This window comes from Collinsella sp. AF15-51, from assembly GCF_003462845.1.
In the GTDB taxonomy this organism is placed as follows: domain Bacteria; phylum Actinomycetota; class Coriobacteriia; order Coriobacteriales; family Coriobacteriaceae; genus Collinsella.
Genome location: NZ_QRYG01000001.1, coordinates 175,401 through 189,847, shown reverse-complemented (window position 1 = coordinate 189,847; position 14,447 = coordinate 175,401). Strand labels below are relative to the sequence as shown.

Below are 14,447 nucleotides of genomic sequence, written 5' to 3'. Positions count from 1 at the left end.
TGCTCATATAATTTCGCGAGCAAAGGCCGCGGCAAGCGCGGCCTCGCAGGTCAACGTATGCGCGGGTTAGAGAATGATCTCGCAGTCCGGCTCGGCGTCGGCGGTGAACTCAACGACGCGGTCCAGGACCTCGTCGAACTTGGCGTCGTCGGCCTCGAGCGTCAGCTTCTGGGTCATAAAGTTGACCGAAACGGACTTGACGCCCTCGAGCTTGGCAAGTTCGTCCTGAAGCTCGCGCGCGCAGTTGGCGCAATCGATCTCGTCGAGCTTAAACTGCTTTTTCATGGTGGGTTCCTTTCCCTGTGTTAGCGGTCTGGGTGCCGGCCGCGCTGATACCGTGGGTGATTGCTATTCGCAGATATGGCTCATGCCCTGGTTAAGCATGGTGTAGACGTGATCGTCGGCGAGCGAGTAGAGAATGTTGCGGCCGTCGCGGCGGAACTTGACCAGGTGCGACTGCTTAAGCGTGCGCAGCTGGTGCGATACTGCCGACTGCGAGGTTGCGGTCGCCTCGGCGATGTCGGCCACGCAGAGCTCGCGGCCCATGAGGGCATAGAGGATCTTGATGCGTGTGGTGTCGCTGAAGACCTTGAACAGGTCGGCCAGGTCGTACAACAGCTCCTCGTCGGGAAGGTCCTCGGGCGAGCAGGTGGTGGGGACGATCGGCTCGGTGGCCTCGATGCCAGTCTTTGTTTCATCAGCGTGGCTGCTCATTGCAACATCCTTTCATATGAACATGCGCTCATATAAATTACTTCCGATTATATGAGCGCATGTTCATATGTCAATGACGTACAGGTAATTCGTCGCATAAAATGATGGGGAATAGTGGACGAGATTCCGGACTGAGCGGTTTTGATAGCCGATGCCGGGGTGGGTGCCCCCGCGCCGTGCAAAAATTGGAGTATTCTGCAACTATAGGGGGTCCGTTAATCTATTCCAGGCCAAATAAAGCCGCTCAAGAGTTATCCAAGGGCGGTAAACAGACAAGGTCTTCCTCAAATGTTGCCTAACGTTCCCGTTCGATAGCGTTTTTGTTTTTCATTTGGATTAACTTGTGGGTGCTGGAGCGCCGACCCTGCTGAATACTCGCAATTTTGCACATCGCTAGGGTACCCACCTTGTTAGCCGGTCTAGCTTCCGGCCCCGAAGATTCTGCCCTCGGGCGCGAGGCTGCTTATTTGGGCAAATGATGGGCTGTCGGATTCGACAGTCTGCATGTCATCGATTGCCGGAACTTCATTTATTGTCGGGTCATCCAGCGTGATGCCTTCGAGTGTTGCTTTTTCGAGGTCGATTCGTTGACGATCTTCGGAATCCTGGCGAAGCTGCTTCTGAATTCGCTTTTTCTCTTCTATAAACCTTCTGAGCACAAACTGTCTCAGGTCCTCTTGCATGATTTGAAAGTCTTTTGGCAGACGCGAGGGGCGTATGCCCTCTTTCCGTTGGATCGCCTCCATGACCCTAACGAAAGCGCTGGCATGCATAAAGGAATAACGACTGACGGTGATGATTCCGCATCCCATGGACGCAAGCGCATTCTTGCGCTCCTCATCGATGGCGCGGTCTTCTTCCGCGTCATGATAAAACCCGTTGTATTCAATGTCTGTGCGAGATTTCTTTAGATACGCATCCATAAAGAACTTTTTGCGTCTCGTGAGATTCTTTGCGGCAGCGGTGACCTGCACCTCGTAATCGGTCTCAATTCCCTTAATACCAAGCCCTCCTTCGCTTTTAGGCAGCGTTAGCATCATGACAAAGGCCGTTTCCATAGGAGACCGGCATCCGTCGCGCACACATTGGATTGCCTTTCGGGCAAGGGCCAGACCGTCGCATCTGGTAATGGAATTAAAGAACTGTTTTAACCTTTCGGTCGAGGTGAGCGCGAAACGCTCGTTATACGAGGTGGAAGAGCCGGTTCCAAGGGAGTAAGCGCCGCACAATTCAAAGTAGTACTCCACCAGTTCGCGAAAAGGGAGATAGGTGGCGGCCTGAAGTGCGCAAAGCTCAACGCCAACAATGAAGATGCCATCTTTGAGCTCTATAAAGCGTGAGTTCGAGAATCGTTTTGACGAAACGTGGCATTGACAGTTCATTGCATAGCGCGCATTCCTGCGATCAAACACCATTACCTCGAGGCAATCATTTGCGTCGAGGGAAACATCGTGTTTGGTGAGCCATTCTGCGGCTGCGTCAAGGAGCGTTCCGGTGGGACATGATCCGTAAATCGCGGCAGGGTTACAGGGCTCGGTGTCTTTCGCAGACGCCGAATGCGCGGCCTGGTAGACCGCTTTTGCAGTGGTATGTGACAATACGATACTCATGGTATATATCGTGTCAGCTAATGCCGTGTTGATGGCGCTGAGTGGGAAAGTCGTTTTAGGGGCCTAACCAAATGCTGTCCAAAAGCTTGACGCAATTATGGGTTGGCATGCCTAAAATCAATGTTATCGCAGCTTAGCTATAGCATATAAAAACTCAATTGCTGCACATTTGATATCGATGCATCACCATCCGACAACGAATTACGTGTCGGGAATTGGCCGAAATCGTTCAAAATGAGGGTTCAGAATTTGTGATGGCAGATCTATCTGTGGAACATAGGGCGGCCCCGCTGCGGTGTTTCCCGCTGCGAGGCCGCTCGTGAGCAAGTAGTGTTTGTCGCAGGCGTTGCTATTTCGCGAATAGGTTCTTGAGGTTGAACTCGGCCTGTACCGTGCGGAGCATGAGGTCGGTGTCGTCCAGACCCAGATGCTGCTCGTTGGCGTCGGGCGCGAGGGTGCCGCGACGGCGTGCCCAGTTCTCGAGCGCGGCGGGGGCGGACTCGCGGGGGAGCGAGCGCACGTCGGCGTCCAGGCTGCGGCAGATCTGGCGCGAGTCGATGACGATGATCTTGCCGGCGCGGCGTGCCTCGGCGTAGCCGTCCAGGTGGATCTTGAACCAGCTGTCCTCAAAGGCGGCGTTGTGTGCCATGTACGGGTACTTCTTCATAAGCTTGAGCAGCTGCTTTTGCAGCTCTTTGTTCTCGCGGAACGGCTTTTTGCCGTCGATGTCGTCCCAGGTGATGTGGTGGATATTCGACAACGGCACATCCTCGCCGCGGTAGATGTCGGGCAGGCCGCAGTAGTGTGCCTCGGCGTCATGCGGGACGGCGTCGCTGGTGAGCTCCATGATCTCCCAGCCCACGTTGATGATATAGCCGCGCTCGGGTGCACGTCCGGTGGTCTCGATGTCGATACCGAGCACGGTGCCCTGGATGGGCTTGCGGGCGTAGGCCACGCCGAGCGCGTCGCGGTCGCCGCGGATTTCGCGCATAACGGACGCGGCGGTGCGCTTTTGCATCTTGCCGATGGCGGCGCAGGTGTCGGCATCGGACAGGCCGCGCGAGAGCGTCGCGGGCGTCACGTTGCGCAGACGCGCCTCGCCAATCTGGTCGCACAGGTCGCGGTTGCGGTCGGCCAGGTCGCGCACGGTGGCAAAGTCGAAGCCGGGGTCGCCCTCGGCGGTAAAGTACTCGGTCTCGAGCACCTTGAGGGCCTCCTCGCCCTTCTGGCGCTCGGACTCCATGGCGCCGTGGTCGCCGTAGATAAACATGGGGATAAACGGCTGGCGCTCGTATTCGAGTGCTTGCGATACGTTCATATGCTACTCCTTGGACGGGCCGCGTTGTGCGGCTCGAGGTTACTGAGTTATGGCGAGATGATAGTTTACCATAGGCAACTATTGGCACCGCGCCCGGGACAACTACAATACCCTAGTTGACCGCTAGGACTTTTACAATGCTGCCGAAAGACACGAAAGGTTCCATCCGTCATGGATTTACTGATTGATATTCTGCTCGACGCCGGCAAGGACACGCTGTCGCTGGTGCCGTTTTTGTTGGTGACGTATCTTGCTCTCGAGACACTTGAGCACGTTGCGGGCGACCGCGTCAACGGCGCTATCAAGCGCGCCGGCGCTGCGGGTCCCGTGGTTGGCTCGCTGCTGGGCATGGTGCCGCAGTGCGGATTTTCGGCCATGGCAGCAACGCTGTACGCCGGCCGTGTCGTGACCTTGGGCACGTTGGTGGCGGTGTTCCTTTCGACCTCCGATGAGATGCTGCCGCTGTTGCTTGCCGAGCAGGTTCCCGTGCAGACTATGGCGATGCTTTTGGCTTCGAAAGCGCTGATCGCACTGGTCACGGGTTTTATCGTGGACGCTGCCATTCGCGGCCTGCGCCGTAACGCCCGCGCGCACGCGGCGATTCGCCGTACCGTGCTGGGAACCGCGGCCAACCCGGCCCACGTGAACTGCGCGCACGACGACCACAGCGGCGGTGACATCATCGACGAGGTGGCCGAGGCAGGCGTGAGCGCCGACCACATCCACGAGCTGTGCGAGCGCGACCATTGCGGTTGTGATGAAGACGAGGACGAGCACGAACACGGACATGGCCACGATCACGGTCATGAGGGCGAACATGAACACCATGACGGTCACGGTCACTCTCACTCCCACGAAGGGACGCCTGTCCTGTCGATCATCCGCAGTGCGATCTCGCACACCGTGCAGGTCTCGGTATTCATTTTTCTGGTGACGCTGATTCTGGTCGCCGTGCTCGAGACGTTCGGCGAGTCCGCGATCGAGCAGTTCCTGCGCGGCAACGAGACACTCGCTGTCCTGGGTTCGGCGCTTGTCGGGCTGATTCCCAATTGCTCGGCGAGCGTGGTCATTACACAGCTGTATCTGGAAGGCGCGCTGCAACTGGCGCCGATGCTCGCCGGCACGCTCATTTCCGCCGGCGTGGGTTATCTGGTGCTGTTCCGCACCAACCGCAGCGCCCGCGAAAATGCCGTGTTCCTGATCATGATGTACGTCATCGGCGCTGGCTGGGGCCTCATCCTCTCCGCCGTTGGCCTCTAAGTAGGCCTAAAAAATGGGCTTCAAATAGCCATGCTCAGCGCCTGCGCAATGCGGCGACGCATGGCATTTTGAAGCCCGTTTTTTGTTGAGCCATGGATTCCGAGCGCTCACACCGCTCAAAACAAAAAGGTAGATTTTAGGCATGTCTCAAAAATCTACCTTGGTTAGTGCAGCAACTCGGTGAGGTTGCGTTTAAAGCGGGCGCGGTCTTCGCTGGTAAATGCTGCCGGACCGCGAGTGCGTCCGCCGGCGCGGCGTACCTTCTTTTCCTCGTGGCGAATAAACAGCTGCATGTCGATAGTCGCCTTGTCGTACACGCGCCCGCGCACACCGATGGCGGCGGCATCGCGCCCGAGCACCATGCTCGCCAAGCCAATGTCCTGCGTCACGACCACGTCGCCCGCCTGCAGGCGTTCGACAATGGCAAAGTCGGCGCTGTCGGCGCCCACGCTCACGTCGAGCGTCGTGACCCAAAAGCCGCGTCGCGCGTGCTCGGCATCGCGCGGGTCGTCGCGGCGAATGTGCCGTTCCAGGTTTTGCGTGCTGTTGCCGGCGATAACAACGGCGACGCCCGCCCGCCGCGCGCAGTCAATCGACTCGCGCGTGACCGGGCAGGCGTCGGCATCAATAAAGAGCGTCTTTGGCATCTAGCGCACCAGTTTGCCAAACTGAATGGCGCGAACAATGAGCGTCACGCCAAACACCAGCAGCGCGGCACCGCTAAAGATGACGAGCATCTTGGCCGACCACAGCGGATAGATAAACACGAACATGCCGGCGATGATGGAAAGTGCGCCGCTCAGGATAGCGAGGGCGCGGTTGGACGAAAGCTCGGACTCCAGAATGGACATGACACCTTCGACAATCCAGCCAAAGCCGGCCACGATAACCACCATCGTGGTGAGCGTCGCGGTCGAGAAGGCCTGGTTGCGCAGGATTATGACGCCGCCCAAGATAATGAGTAGGTTGGAGATGATGCTCGTCACGCGCCAGCCGGTGGGCAGCAGCGGCTCAAAAATGGCAGTGAATAGTCTGATGGCAGCAGTGATTACAAAGTAAAAACCCAGGACAGTCGTCAAAAAGACGAGGGACTTGGCAGGTGCAAAAAGCAGCGCGATACCAGCAATGAGTGCTAAGACGCCCGTGATGGCGTAGATCCAGCGTACGGCCTTGACGGCTTTGCCCGCCATGCTTTTCTCGTCAAATCCAAACTGGCTCGATTTTTGATCATCGTTCTTAAAGATGCCCATAAGTCTCCTTTCCGTGCGGCGTAAGCCTTGATCGTTACAACCAGTATCCCCTAAGGGCGCTGACGTATGGGTCGGGGAGGGCGAAACGTAACCCAAAGGCCCCGAATTGTTTCCGTTGTTCCCCACGTCGCGATTTTCTATTCAACAGGTGTAGAACATTGCAGCCCTGTTCGTTATTGCCTACGTTTTAGGTTAGATTTTCCTAAGGACAATTGGCTTGTATTGGGGGTCCCTATGAACGAAGCAGTTCCCGAGGCACCGTCGAGTGTCGAATCGATGGCAAAGCAAGGTTGCGAAAAGCTTGGCCTGGACACGTTTGACGCGCTGGTCCGCCGCGCCCGTACGTGCCGCCGTTTTGACGAGTCCATGCGCGTGCCGCGCGAGTTTTTGCTCGAGCTGGCGGAACTGGCGCACCTGGCTCCCTGCGGCGCCAATGCTCAGCGTCTGCGTTTTCATGTGGTGAGCGGTGCCGAGGATTGCGCGCGTGTATTTGATGAGCTTGCATGGGCCGGCGCGCTTAAGGATTGGTCGGGTCCTGCCGAGGGCGAGCGTCCGACCGGCTACATCGCGATTCTTGCCGAGCGCGCTGTTCCGGGTAAGCCCGCCGCGCCCATCACCGAGGTCGACACGGGCATTGCCGCGCAGACGATGATGCTCGCCGCTCGCAGCGCCACGCCCGAGGTGGCAGCCTGCATGTTCAAGGCCTTTACGCCCCGCGCGATCGATGCTATGGGGCTCGATAACGACAAGTATGAGCTCAAGCTGATCATGGCTTTTGGCGTGCCGGCCGAGACGCAGATGATCGATGCGATCGATTCCAACCCCGACGGCTCAATTAATTACTGGCGTGACGATGCGCAGGTGCACCACGTACCCAAGCGCCCGCTCGCCGACGTGCTGGTGTAGCTGAGCGTCACCGCGGCGTGATCAGACGGTAAACCACCACAAAGGTGCCTGTCCCCTTTGTGGTGGTACGAGGGGAGAGCGTGTGGCAGATCTGTATTTGGTGCGGCATGGGCAGACTGAGCTCAATGTGCAGAGCATTTTGCAGGGCTGGCACGATTCGCCGCTTACGGCGCGCGGGCGCGAGCAGGCGCTGACGGCGCGTACGGCGTTTGCGGCGCGTGGCGTGGCCTTTGATCATGTGTATTCCTCGCCGTTGGGCCGGGCGCGGCATACGGCCGAGCTTATCGTTGGCGAGGGCCGTTCCATTGAGCTGGTCGATGACCTGCGTGAGTGGCATTTTGGCTCGCTGGAGGGCACATCAAATCGCGAGATGCCGCCGCAGCCCTGGGGCGATTATCCGGTGGCCTTTGGCGGCGAGTCGGAAGTGCAGCTTCAGTCGCGCATGGTCGCGGCGCTGTCCCGTATTATGGCCCGGCCGCAGCACGACTGCGTGCTGGCGGTTTCCCACGGCTCAGCCTGCCAGGAGTTTCTTGAGTATGTGACTGGCGGGGGAGAGCTACCCGACAACGGTGCCGTGCTTCATTTTGGCTATTGCGACGGGGCGTTTTCGCTCTTGGGTTGGTAACGAACGAAAGGACCCCTATGAATAAAGATCTGTATCTGGTCCGTCATGGACAGACGATATTCAACCTTAAGCGTATCATTCAGGGGTGGAGTGACTCGCCGCTTACGCAGTTGGGTTGCGACCAGGCGGCGCGCGCCGGCATGTTTTTACGTGCGCGCGGCATTGAGCCCGATCATGCCTACACCTCTACGCTTCATCGCACCGAGCAGACTATCGCCAACTTGTGGCCGGGCTTGGCGTACGAGCGCCTGGACGGCCTGCGTGAGTGGTTCTTTGGCGACTTTGAGGCCGAGCGCGTGATGCTTATGCCCGAGCGCCCGTGGCGCGACTTCTATCGGCAGTTTGGCGGCGAGGGCCAGATCCAGGTGCGCACGCGCATGGTGGCGACGCTGACCGATCTTATGCGGCGTCCGGACCATACGTGCGTGCTCGCGGTAAGTCATGGCTCAGCTATCAAGGAGTTTTTGGACCACGTGCGGGGCGCGGCGGCCGACGAGCGCGAACGCGTGCCGGGCAACTGCTCAGTGCTGCATTTTGCGTTTGACGATGCGGCCGATACGTTTGAACTGGTCGAAGTCTTTACGCAGGAAGACTACGCGCGCGAGCTGGGGCTAGAGCCGCTCGTGGCGGCGGCAGGTCCGCAGCGTGGATAACGCTGACGTTGCGGCCCGGTTTACCGGCGTAATTGTTTGATGCGAAAAGGGCGGAGGTGCATGCGTTTGCTGCATCTCCGCCCCTTGTTTGTTTGGATGCTGGGTTTTCCAGCTTAGCGTTTGAGTTCGCTAGAACCGTGAGACCTGGTGAGTGAGCAGACCCGTCGGAACCTGCGGCGCGCTGCCGCTGACCTGCGCGGCGGGGAACAGCACGGCTACAGCAAAGTTGAACGGCTCTTTGCCAGAGTAGGCGCCGGCAGCGCGGGCCTCGTCGGCCAGAATCTGCGATGCCCCAGCCAGTGCGGCGACATAGGCGGAGTCACCGGCGAACACCGGGTCGGGCGCCTGATCGAGCATGGCACGGATGGCGGCAACGGCGTCCTCGCGCTTGACCTCCCACACGCGATGTGTGACGCCCGCGGGATCGGTGACGGCGTAGAGCGATGCGCCCTCTTTGGCAGCGCTCAAAATGATATCCATGACGGGCGACGCCTCGTAGGCGAGCGACACGGGGCGCGGCTGCACCTTAAGCTCGGCGATCGCGCGCGCGGCGGCGAGTGCGTCGACGCTCTCGGCGGCAGCCTCGTCGCTACCCGTCAGTACGTTAACCGGGCAAATCGCCACGACACCCGTCGCGCGACCCGGCTCGCCCGAGCATTCGTACACGTAATACGCCGCGCCTGGATCCTTGAGCATTAGGCCGTCAGCAATGGCGCCGCGCAGGGCGTCGTTGCCGCTCAGGATACCGCCCATCGCAGGCAGCGCCTCGAGCACACGGTCCTGAGCCGGGCGGATGCAGGGAAACGGAAGTGCTTTCATGGGCGGTCCTAACGCGCGAGTCGGTTTGTTCGCGGCTTATTATGCCCCAACTTGGCCGCTTGCGTCCCAGAGCGTGTTATCGGCAAGCGCGATGAGCACGTTTTGGCAGCGAACGATATCGGCATGGGGCACATACTCGTCGGGCTTGTGTGCGAGCGCCAACGAGCCGGGGCCGTAGCTCATACAATTGCGGTTGCCTGTCTTGCCGGCAATGACGGCGGTATCGGTGTAGCCGGTAAAGAAGCCGACGGTCGTGTCCGCGTCCGTTACGTCATCGGCGGCACGCTTGAGCGCTGCTAGAAGGGGAGAGTTCGGGTCGCGCTCGATGGCGGGGCGGTCGCCCGTCACGGTGTAGCTGCCATGGCAACCGGGAACGGCGGCTTCGGCGACGGCGATGGCATGCTCGACCATATTGATTGCGGCGGCCGTATCGGTCGGCGGGGTCAGGCGCATGTCGACCCAGACTTTGGCGCGGTCGGGTACGACGTAGGGGCGATATCCGCCCTCGATTTGGCCAAACGTGATGGTCGAAGGCCCCAGCTCATCGTGCGCGGGCAGCGCCGCAAACGCGCGACGAAGCGAACACACGACCTCGGCCATGGCGGCGACGGCATCCGCGCCCTTCCAAGGCTGGCTCGCATGCGCCGTCACGCCAGCCATTTCAATCTCGAACCACGTACGCCCCTTGTGCGCCACCTGGATCTGTCCGTCGGTGGGCTCGGTGTCCAGCACCCATTCGCGCGAGCTGACCCAGCCAGCATCGATCGCGGCCTCTGAGCCGCGCATGAAGTCTTCCTCGTCGACCGAGCAGATGAGCGAAAAGCCGCGGCGTGGCAGCGCGCCATCCGCCGCCACGCGCTCGAGCGTATGGACCAGTGCGGCAATGGCGCAGGCCAGGCCACCCTTCATATCGCAGGCACCGCGGCCATAGAGTTTATCGTCGCGCACAACCGCCCCAAGCGGTTCGATGTCTGCGTCCCAGCCATCGCCCAAGGTGACGGTATCCATGTGGCAGATATAGATCAGCCGCGGCTCGTCGCTTTGGCCCGGCACGGTGACTTTAAGGTTGCGGCGCCCGGGCAGCACTTCGAGCTCCTCAATCTGCACGGCATCGAGCGCAGAACTATCAAGTTGTGCCAGCTGCTGCTCAATGAGCCTCTTAATGAAGCGCTCAATTTCATCCTCATACGCGCCCGGGTCTGAGCTGTCGATCCGCACAAGCTCCTGCGCAAGCCGCCAGGCAAAATCCTCATCAACCATATGCAACCTCACAATCAGTTTGCTTTCCAAACCGATTGTAAGCCTCCTGAGAGATCCGCGACGTGGGCGTGGCAGTATTTACCGTTCGCAGGCCGAGCCAGCGCGTTTGCCGTCCGGGCGGGTTCACAAGCGACGCAGCGGGTACGTACCCTTCATGGACGACATGCTGTGCGACATATCTGCCTTTCGGTATCACCGGATACCTCCACAGGTCTTGGCAATAATGCCGGACCTGCCCGATTCTGCGGACGATCCGCGCAGGGAGCACCTATGTGAGCATCCGCTCGTCACGCATTTCCTGGGCACCCCGTTACACGTGTTGGCGCAGGGCAGCTGCGGACGTAAGGGCGATCGCATTGTCAGGCATGTTTGGAACGGGGAGAGGCCGTTTGATTCCGTGCGGCAGACGGAGTTTGGCCTCGATGTTGCGTCCCCACTCTTTACCCTGCTGACCCTGGCTTCCTCGGTCTCAAACGAGCGTCTAATCATGTGCATGTATGAGATGTGCGGCACCTTTGCCGTGTGCAAGATTGCGCCTCAGGTAAAGTCGGCACTTGAGCAGGCATACGGGGGCCGGTGGGGTGACGCACGGTCGGGCTGGGAAAACGTAAAGGATGTCTCGGGGAATCCAACGGACTTGTGGAAACGACCTCCCTTGATCGAGCTCTCTGAGCTTACAGAGTTCGTCGATAAGGTCCGGGGGCTCCGCGGCGCTAAATCGTTCATACGAGCCGCGAAATGCATTACGGGGGTGGCAGCATCGCCGCTCGAGGTCCAGGCTTCGATGCTGTTTGGCCTTACGAGGTTGCGCGGCGGCGAAGGGCTGAGCCTTACCAATAACGTTGAGATTCGTATGACGCGCAGCGCCCGCCTGATTTCGGGGCTTGATAGGCGCTATGCCGATATCCTGCTGGCAAATAAGGACGGCAGCCGAGAGTGTCTGGTTGAATGCCAGGGTAAAGCCATTCACGGATCCATTGAATCCAAGATTTCGGACTCCGATCGAACGACGGCGCTGCAAGCGATGGGATATCCCGTCATTCTGATGACCTATGGTCAGCTGGCCGACTCCGATGCCTTCCGCGTGGTGATGGAGCTCATCATGTCCTATCTCGATGTGCCGCTGAAAGACAAGACGCCGCGACAGCAGGAGCTCGAACGGCGGCTTCGTGAGGAGATTTTTATCGATTGGGCAGGAATGTAGCCGCGCGGGTGGAAAACGGTCGCGCGGACTAGAGTTTTGGTCACAAAAAGACTTATATTTCGCCTTGGAGGGGCCTTAAAAATGCTATCTAGAATAAGTTGTTTCGGAAAATGGACAGTCAACTTACATTCGGCACATAGAGATCGATTTTTACCTACTAAAGTCCCTGATAAAGCTGTTTATCAAAGCGGGTGTGCTTAGCGACTTGAGCCTCACTATCGATTATCTGAAAAAACTTGTTATGGGTATCATTTTAAAGTCGTCCGGAGCAACAAAATCGGCCCCCGTTTCGTGAAAACGGGGGCCGAATGGGCTTCGTGGTCTGTCTGGCAGGATTGGCGCCGGCGCTATTTAATCACGCGCACACGATACATCGACGGAATATGCTTGAGTGCCTCGATCGTGCTGCCGTCCAGGTGCTCATCGGTGTCGAACATGGTGTAGGCGTTCTCGCCAGCGGACTCGTTGGTCATGCGCTGCACGTTGGCGTTGTCCTTGGCGAGAATGGCCGTGATCTGGCCGATCATGTTGGGCACGTTGGCATGCAGGCAGGCAATGCGGCTTGCGGCGCGCGCCTTGCCCATGCTGCAGGCGGGGTAGTTGACGCTGTGCGCGATGTTGCCGTTTTCCAGGTAATCCTTGAGCTCGCTGATGGCCATGTCGGCGCAGTTGGCCTCGGCCTCGCCGGTGCCGGCGCCCGAATGCGTGGTGATAAACGTGTTGGGCATCTTGACGGTCTTGGGCGTGGCAAAGTCGCAGCTAAACCAGCTGAGCTTGCCCTCGCGCAGGGCGGCGTCGACGGCGTCCTCGTCAATGATGGTCTCGCGCGCGTAGTTGATGAGCACGGCGTCGGGCGCCAGCAGGTTAATCTGCTCGGTGCTTATCATGCCGATGGTGTCTGCCTTGCTGGGCACGTGCACGGTGAGGTAGTCGCAGCCGCGGCACAGATCCTCGAGCGTGCCCACGCGCTGCACCTCGCGGCTCAGCACCCACGCGTGCTCGACGGAAATGAACGGATCGTAGCCGTAGACGTCCATGCCCAGGTCGACGCAGGCGTTGGCGACCTTGGAGCCCACGTTGCCCAGGCCGATGACGCCGATGCGCTTGCCCTTGAGCTCGCGGCCCACAAAGGCCTTCTTGGCCTTCTCGGCGTCGACCTGGATCTCGGGGTCGTCGGCGTTGTTGCGCACCCAGTTCATCGACTGTACCACGCCGCGGCTCGAGAGCACCAGCATGCCCAGGACGAGCTCCTTGACGGCGTTGCTGTTGGCACCGGGGGAGTTAAAGACGACGACGCCCTTCTTGGCGTACTCCTCGACGGGGATGTTGTTGACGCCGGCGCCGCAGCGGGCGATGGCGCGGATGCCCTCGGGCAGCTCGTAGCCGTGCAGGTCGGTGGAGCGCATCAGGATGGCGTCGGCCTCCTCGGCGGTGCCCACAAACTCGTAGCCCTCGCCAAACTCGACCTTGCCGTCTTTGGTGATGTCGTCGATGGTCTTAATCTTACGCATGGAAAAACTCCTTAGCGGATTTGTTTATAACAAGTGGTTTGAAGTGGCTGGTCGGCCCGCGTGTTGCGGGCTAGTTAGATCGCGGGCTCAAACTATGCTGCGCTTCGAAGTCCTTCACGTACGTGGCCAGCGCCTGCACGTCCTCCATGGTGACGGCGTTGTACACGCTGGCGCGCATTCCGCCGACGAGGCGATGGCCCTTGACGTTTTGGATCTGGTGCTCTGCCGCGCCCGCAACAAAGGCCGCGTCGAGTTCGGCGTCGCCGGTACGGAACGTGACGTTGGCGATGGAGCGGCTGTTGGCCTGCGCGGTGCCATGGAACAGCTCGCTGTGCTCGAGCAGGTCGTAGAGCAGGTTGGCCTTGGCCCAGTTGCGCTCGGCCATGGCGGCAAGTCCGCCGGTCTGCTCAACCCAACGGAACACCTTGCCGCACACGTAGATGCCAAAGGTGTTGGGCGTGTTGAGCATGGAGCCCTTGGCGGCCTGGGTCTTAAGGTTCATGTACTGCGGCGTCTGCGCAAAGGCCGGGCCGTCGGCGATCAGGTCGTCGCGCACGATGACCACGGTCACGCCAGCGGCGCCGGCGTTTTTCTGAGCGCCGGCGTAGATGAGTCCGTAGCGCTCGACGTCGAGTGGCTGCGACAAAAAGCAGCTCGAAACATCGGCGACCAGCGGCACATCGCCGCAGTTAGGCAGCTCGCGGTACATGGTGCCAAAGATGGTGTTGTTCTGGCAGATGTAGACGTAGTCGAGCCCGTCGCCCGCAGCCTCGGCGGCAATACGCGCGTTGATGTCGGCCATGTCGGGGATGCGGTCGAAGTTGGTGTCTTCGGAGCTCGCGAGCAGCACGGCCTCGCCGTACTTGGCGGCCTCCTTGTACGCCTTGTTGGCAAAGTTGCCGGTCACGATGTAGCCGGCGCGCCCGCGGCGCATGAGGTTCATGGGGATGCCCGCAAACTGCAGCGTGGCGCCGCCCTGCAAAAACAGGACACGGTAATTGTCGGGGATGCTCAGCAGGCGGCGTAGGGTTGCCTCGGCGTCGTCGATGATCTGCTGGTACATGCTAGATCGATGGCTCATCTCGAGCACGGACATGCCGCAACCGCGGTAGTCCATCATCTCGTCGGCGATCTCGGCGAGCACGCTTGTGGGCAGTGCGGCCGGGCCAGCTGAGAAGTTGTGCACACGTGCCATCTTCTAGTTCCCCCTCGTAGTCGTTTGAACGTTCGGGATACTTTAGCACAGTGGAGCGCTAGGCGCGACCGCATCACGGTAAAACTCGAGTGCGCCGCTATGATTTACAGGATGGTTACATG

The 14,447-nt window shown here is 59.7% G+C and carries 15 protein-coding genes; 5 read left to right on the top strand and 10 right to left on the bottom strand.

Annotation, left to right across the window (positions count from 1 at the left end):
- Window positions 1-66 precede the first annotated feature (66 nt).
- The 4 genes from DWW51_RS00895 to DWW51_RS00880 form a co-directional block, all read right to left on the bottom strand.
- On the bottom strand, window positions 67-285 hold the full coding sequence (locus DWW51_RS00895; protein ID WP_089572082.1) for a cation transporter: 219 nt from the start codon (window positions 283-285) through the stop codon (window positions 67-69).
- A 63-nt stretch (window positions 286-348) separates the two neighbouring features.
- Window positions 349-714, bottom strand: coding sequence for a helix-turn-helix transcriptional regulator (locus DWW51_RS00890; RefSeq protein WP_055252065.1), 366 nt, complete (start codon window positions 712-714; stop codon window positions 349-351).
- Between the two features lie 419 nt (window positions 715-1,133).
- Complete coding sequence (locus DWW51_RS00885) at window positions 1,134-2,324, bottom strand: hypothetical protein (RefSeq protein ID WP_117773004.1); 1,191 nt, start codon at window positions 2,322-2,324, stop codon at window positions 1,134-1,136.
- A 349-nt stretch (window positions 2,325-2,673) separates the two neighbouring features.
- Window positions 2,674-3,642 carry a hypothetical protein gene (locus tag DWW51_RS00880; RefSeq protein ID WP_055252061.1) on the bottom strand — a complete coding sequence of 323 codons (969 nt, stop codon included), beginning with the start codon at window positions 3,640-3,642 and terminating at the stop codon, window positions 2,674-2,676.
- A gap of 171 nt (window positions 3,643-3,813) precedes the next feature.
- On the opposite strand from DWW51_RS00880, the gene DWW51_RS00875 reads away from it, so the two are divergent.
- A complete protein-coding gene (locus tag DWW51_RS00875) occupies window positions 3,814-4,902 on the top strand; it encodes a putative manganese transporter (RefSeq protein ID WP_055252059.1) in 1,089 nt (362 codons plus the stop codon).
- Window positions 4,903-5,066: 164 nt separating this feature from the next.
- Here the strand turns inward: DWW51_RS00875 and DWW51_RS00870 are convergent, their stop codons facing one another.
- Together DWW51_RS00870 and DWW51_RS00865 are read right to left on the bottom strand one after the other, a co-directional pair.
- Window positions 5,067-5,549, bottom strand: coding sequence for a DUF188 domain-containing protein (locus DWW51_RS00870; protein WP_117563982.1), 483 nt, complete (start codon window positions 5,547-5,549; stop codon window positions 5,067-5,069).
- Complete coding sequence (locus DWW51_RS00865) at window positions 5,550-6,152, bottom strand: HdeD family acid-resistance protein (RefSeq protein ID WP_117773002.1); 603 nt, start codon at window positions 6,150-6,152, stop codon at window positions 5,550-5,552.
- 234 nt (window positions 6,153-6,386) lie between these two features.
- Between DWW51_RS00865 and DWW51_RS00860 the strand changes: the two genes are divergently transcribed.
- The 3 genes from DWW51_RS00860 (at window position 6,387) to DWW51_RS00850 (ending at window position 8,336) form a co-directional block, all read left to right on the top strand.
- Window positions 6,387-7,058, top strand: a complete 672-nt coding sequence (locus DWW51_RS00860) for a nitroreductase family protein (RefSeq protein WP_158558592.1) — start codon at window positions 6,387-6,389, stop codon at window positions 7,056-7,058.
- An 82-nt stretch (window positions 7,059-7,140) separates the two neighbouring features.
- The gene (locus DWW51_RS00855; protein ID WP_055252053.1) at window positions 7,141-7,683 is read left to right on the top strand and encodes a histidine phosphatase family protein; all 543 of its coding nucleotides are present in this window, start codon (window positions 7,141-7,143) and stop codon (window positions 7,681-7,683) included.
- A gap of 17 nt (window positions 7,684-7,700) precedes the next feature.
- Window positions 7,701-8,336, top strand: coding sequence for a histidine phosphatase family protein (locus tag DWW51_RS00850; protein WP_117772998.1), 636 nt, complete (start codon window positions 7,701-7,703; stop codon window positions 8,334-8,336).
- 129 nt (window positions 8,337-8,465) lie between these two features.
- Here the strand turns inward: DWW51_RS00850 and DWW51_RS00845 are convergent, their stop codons facing one another.
- Both DWW51_RS00845 and DWW51_RS00840 read right to left on the bottom strand, forming a co-directional pair.
- On the bottom strand, window positions 8,466-9,155 hold the full coding sequence (locus tag DWW51_RS00845; protein WP_117563978.1) for a DUF1015 family protein: 690 nt from the start codon (window positions 9,153-9,155) through the stop codon (window positions 8,466-8,468).
- 39 nt (window positions 9,156-9,194) lie between these two features.
- Window positions 9,195-10,415 (bottom strand): M20 family metallopeptidase, encoded by a 1,221-nt coding sequence (locus DWW51_RS00840; RefSeq protein WP_117772996.1) that lies wholly within the window; start codon window positions 10,413-10,415, stop codon window positions 9,195-9,197.
- 223 nt (window positions 10,416-10,638) lie between these two features.
- Here DWW51_RS00840 and DWW51_RS00835 point away from each other — a divergent pair, with 223 nt between their 5' ends.
- Window positions 10,639-11,619 carry a hypothetical protein gene (locus tag DWW51_RS00835; protein WP_147335433.1) on the top strand — a complete coding sequence of 327 codons (981 nt, stop codon included), beginning with the start codon at window positions 10,639-10,641 and terminating at the stop codon, window positions 11,617-11,619.
- Between the two features lie 347 nt (window positions 11,620-11,966).
- Here the strand turns inward: DWW51_RS00835 and DWW51_RS00830 are convergent, their stop codons facing one another.
- Together DWW51_RS00830 and serC are read right to left on the bottom strand one after the other, a co-directional pair.
- The gene (locus tag DWW51_RS00830) at window positions 11,967-13,130 is read right to left on the bottom strand and encodes a phosphoglycerate dehydrogenase (protein ID WP_117772994.1); all 1,164 of its coding nucleotides are present in this window, start codon (window positions 13,128-13,130) and stop codon (window positions 11,967-11,969) included.
- Window positions 13,131-13,200: 70 nt separating this feature from the next.
- Entirely contained in the window at window positions 13,201-14,325 is a 1,125-nt protein-coding gene (gene serC, locus DWW51_RS00825; RefSeq protein WP_117772992.1) for a 3-phosphoserine/phosphohydroxythreonine transaminase, read from the bottom strand.
- Window positions 14,326-14,447: the final 122 nt, after the last annotated feature.

Coding starts and splice junctions, on each gene's coding strand:
- DWW51_RS00870 (WP_117563982.1), bottom strand. CDS start 5,549: ATGCCAAAGACGCTCTTTATTGATGCCGACGCCTGCCCGGTCACGCGC.
- serC (WP_117772992.1), bottom strand. CDS start 14,325: ATGGCACGTGTGCACAACTTCTCAGCTGGCCCGGCCGCACTGCCCACA.
- DWW51_RS00875 (WP_055252059.1), top strand. CDS start 3,814: ATGGATTTACTGATTGATATTCTGCTCGACGCCGGCAAGGACACGCTG.
- DWW51_RS00895 (WP_089572082.1), bottom strand. CDS start 285: ATGAAAAAGCAGTTTAAGCTCGACGAGATCGATTGCGCCAACTGCGCG.
- DWW51_RS00865 (WP_117773002.1), bottom strand. CDS start 6,152: ATGGGCATCTTTAAGAACGATGATCAAAAATCGAGCCAGTTTGGATTT.
- DWW51_RS00890 (WP_055252065.1), bottom strand. CDS start 714: ATGAGCAGCCACGCTGATGAAACAAAGACTGGCATCGAGGCCACCGAG.
- DWW51_RS00860 (WP_158558592.1), top strand. CDS start 6,387: ATGAACGAAGCAGTTCCCGAGGCACCGTCGAGTGTCGAATCGATGGCA.
- DWW51_RS00830 (WP_117772994.1), bottom strand. CDS start 13,130: ATGCGTAAGATTAAGACCATCGACGACATCACCAAAGACGGCAAGGTC.
- DWW51_RS00835 (WP_147335433.1), top strand. CDS start 10,639: ATGCCGGACCTGCCCGATTCTGCGGACGATCCGCGCAGGGAGCACCTA.
- DWW51_RS00840 (WP_117772996.1), bottom strand. CDS start 10,415: ATGGTTGATGAGGATTTTGCCTGGCGGCTTGCGCAGGAGCTTGTGCGG.
- DWW51_RS00850 (WP_117772998.1), top strand. CDS start 7,701: ATGAATAAAGATCTGTATCTGGTCCGTCATGGACAGACGATATTCAAC.
- DWW51_RS00845 (WP_117563978.1), bottom strand. CDS start 9,155: ATGAAAGCACTTCCGTTTCCCTGCATCCGCCCGGCTCAGGACCGTGTG.
- DWW51_RS00880 (WP_055252061.1), bottom strand. CDS start 3,642: ATGAACGTATCGCAAGCACTCGAATACGAGCGCCAGCCGTTTATCCCC.
- DWW51_RS00885 (WP_117773004.1), bottom strand. CDS start 2,324: ATGAGTATCGTATTGTCACATACCACTGCAAAAGCGGTCTACCAGGCC.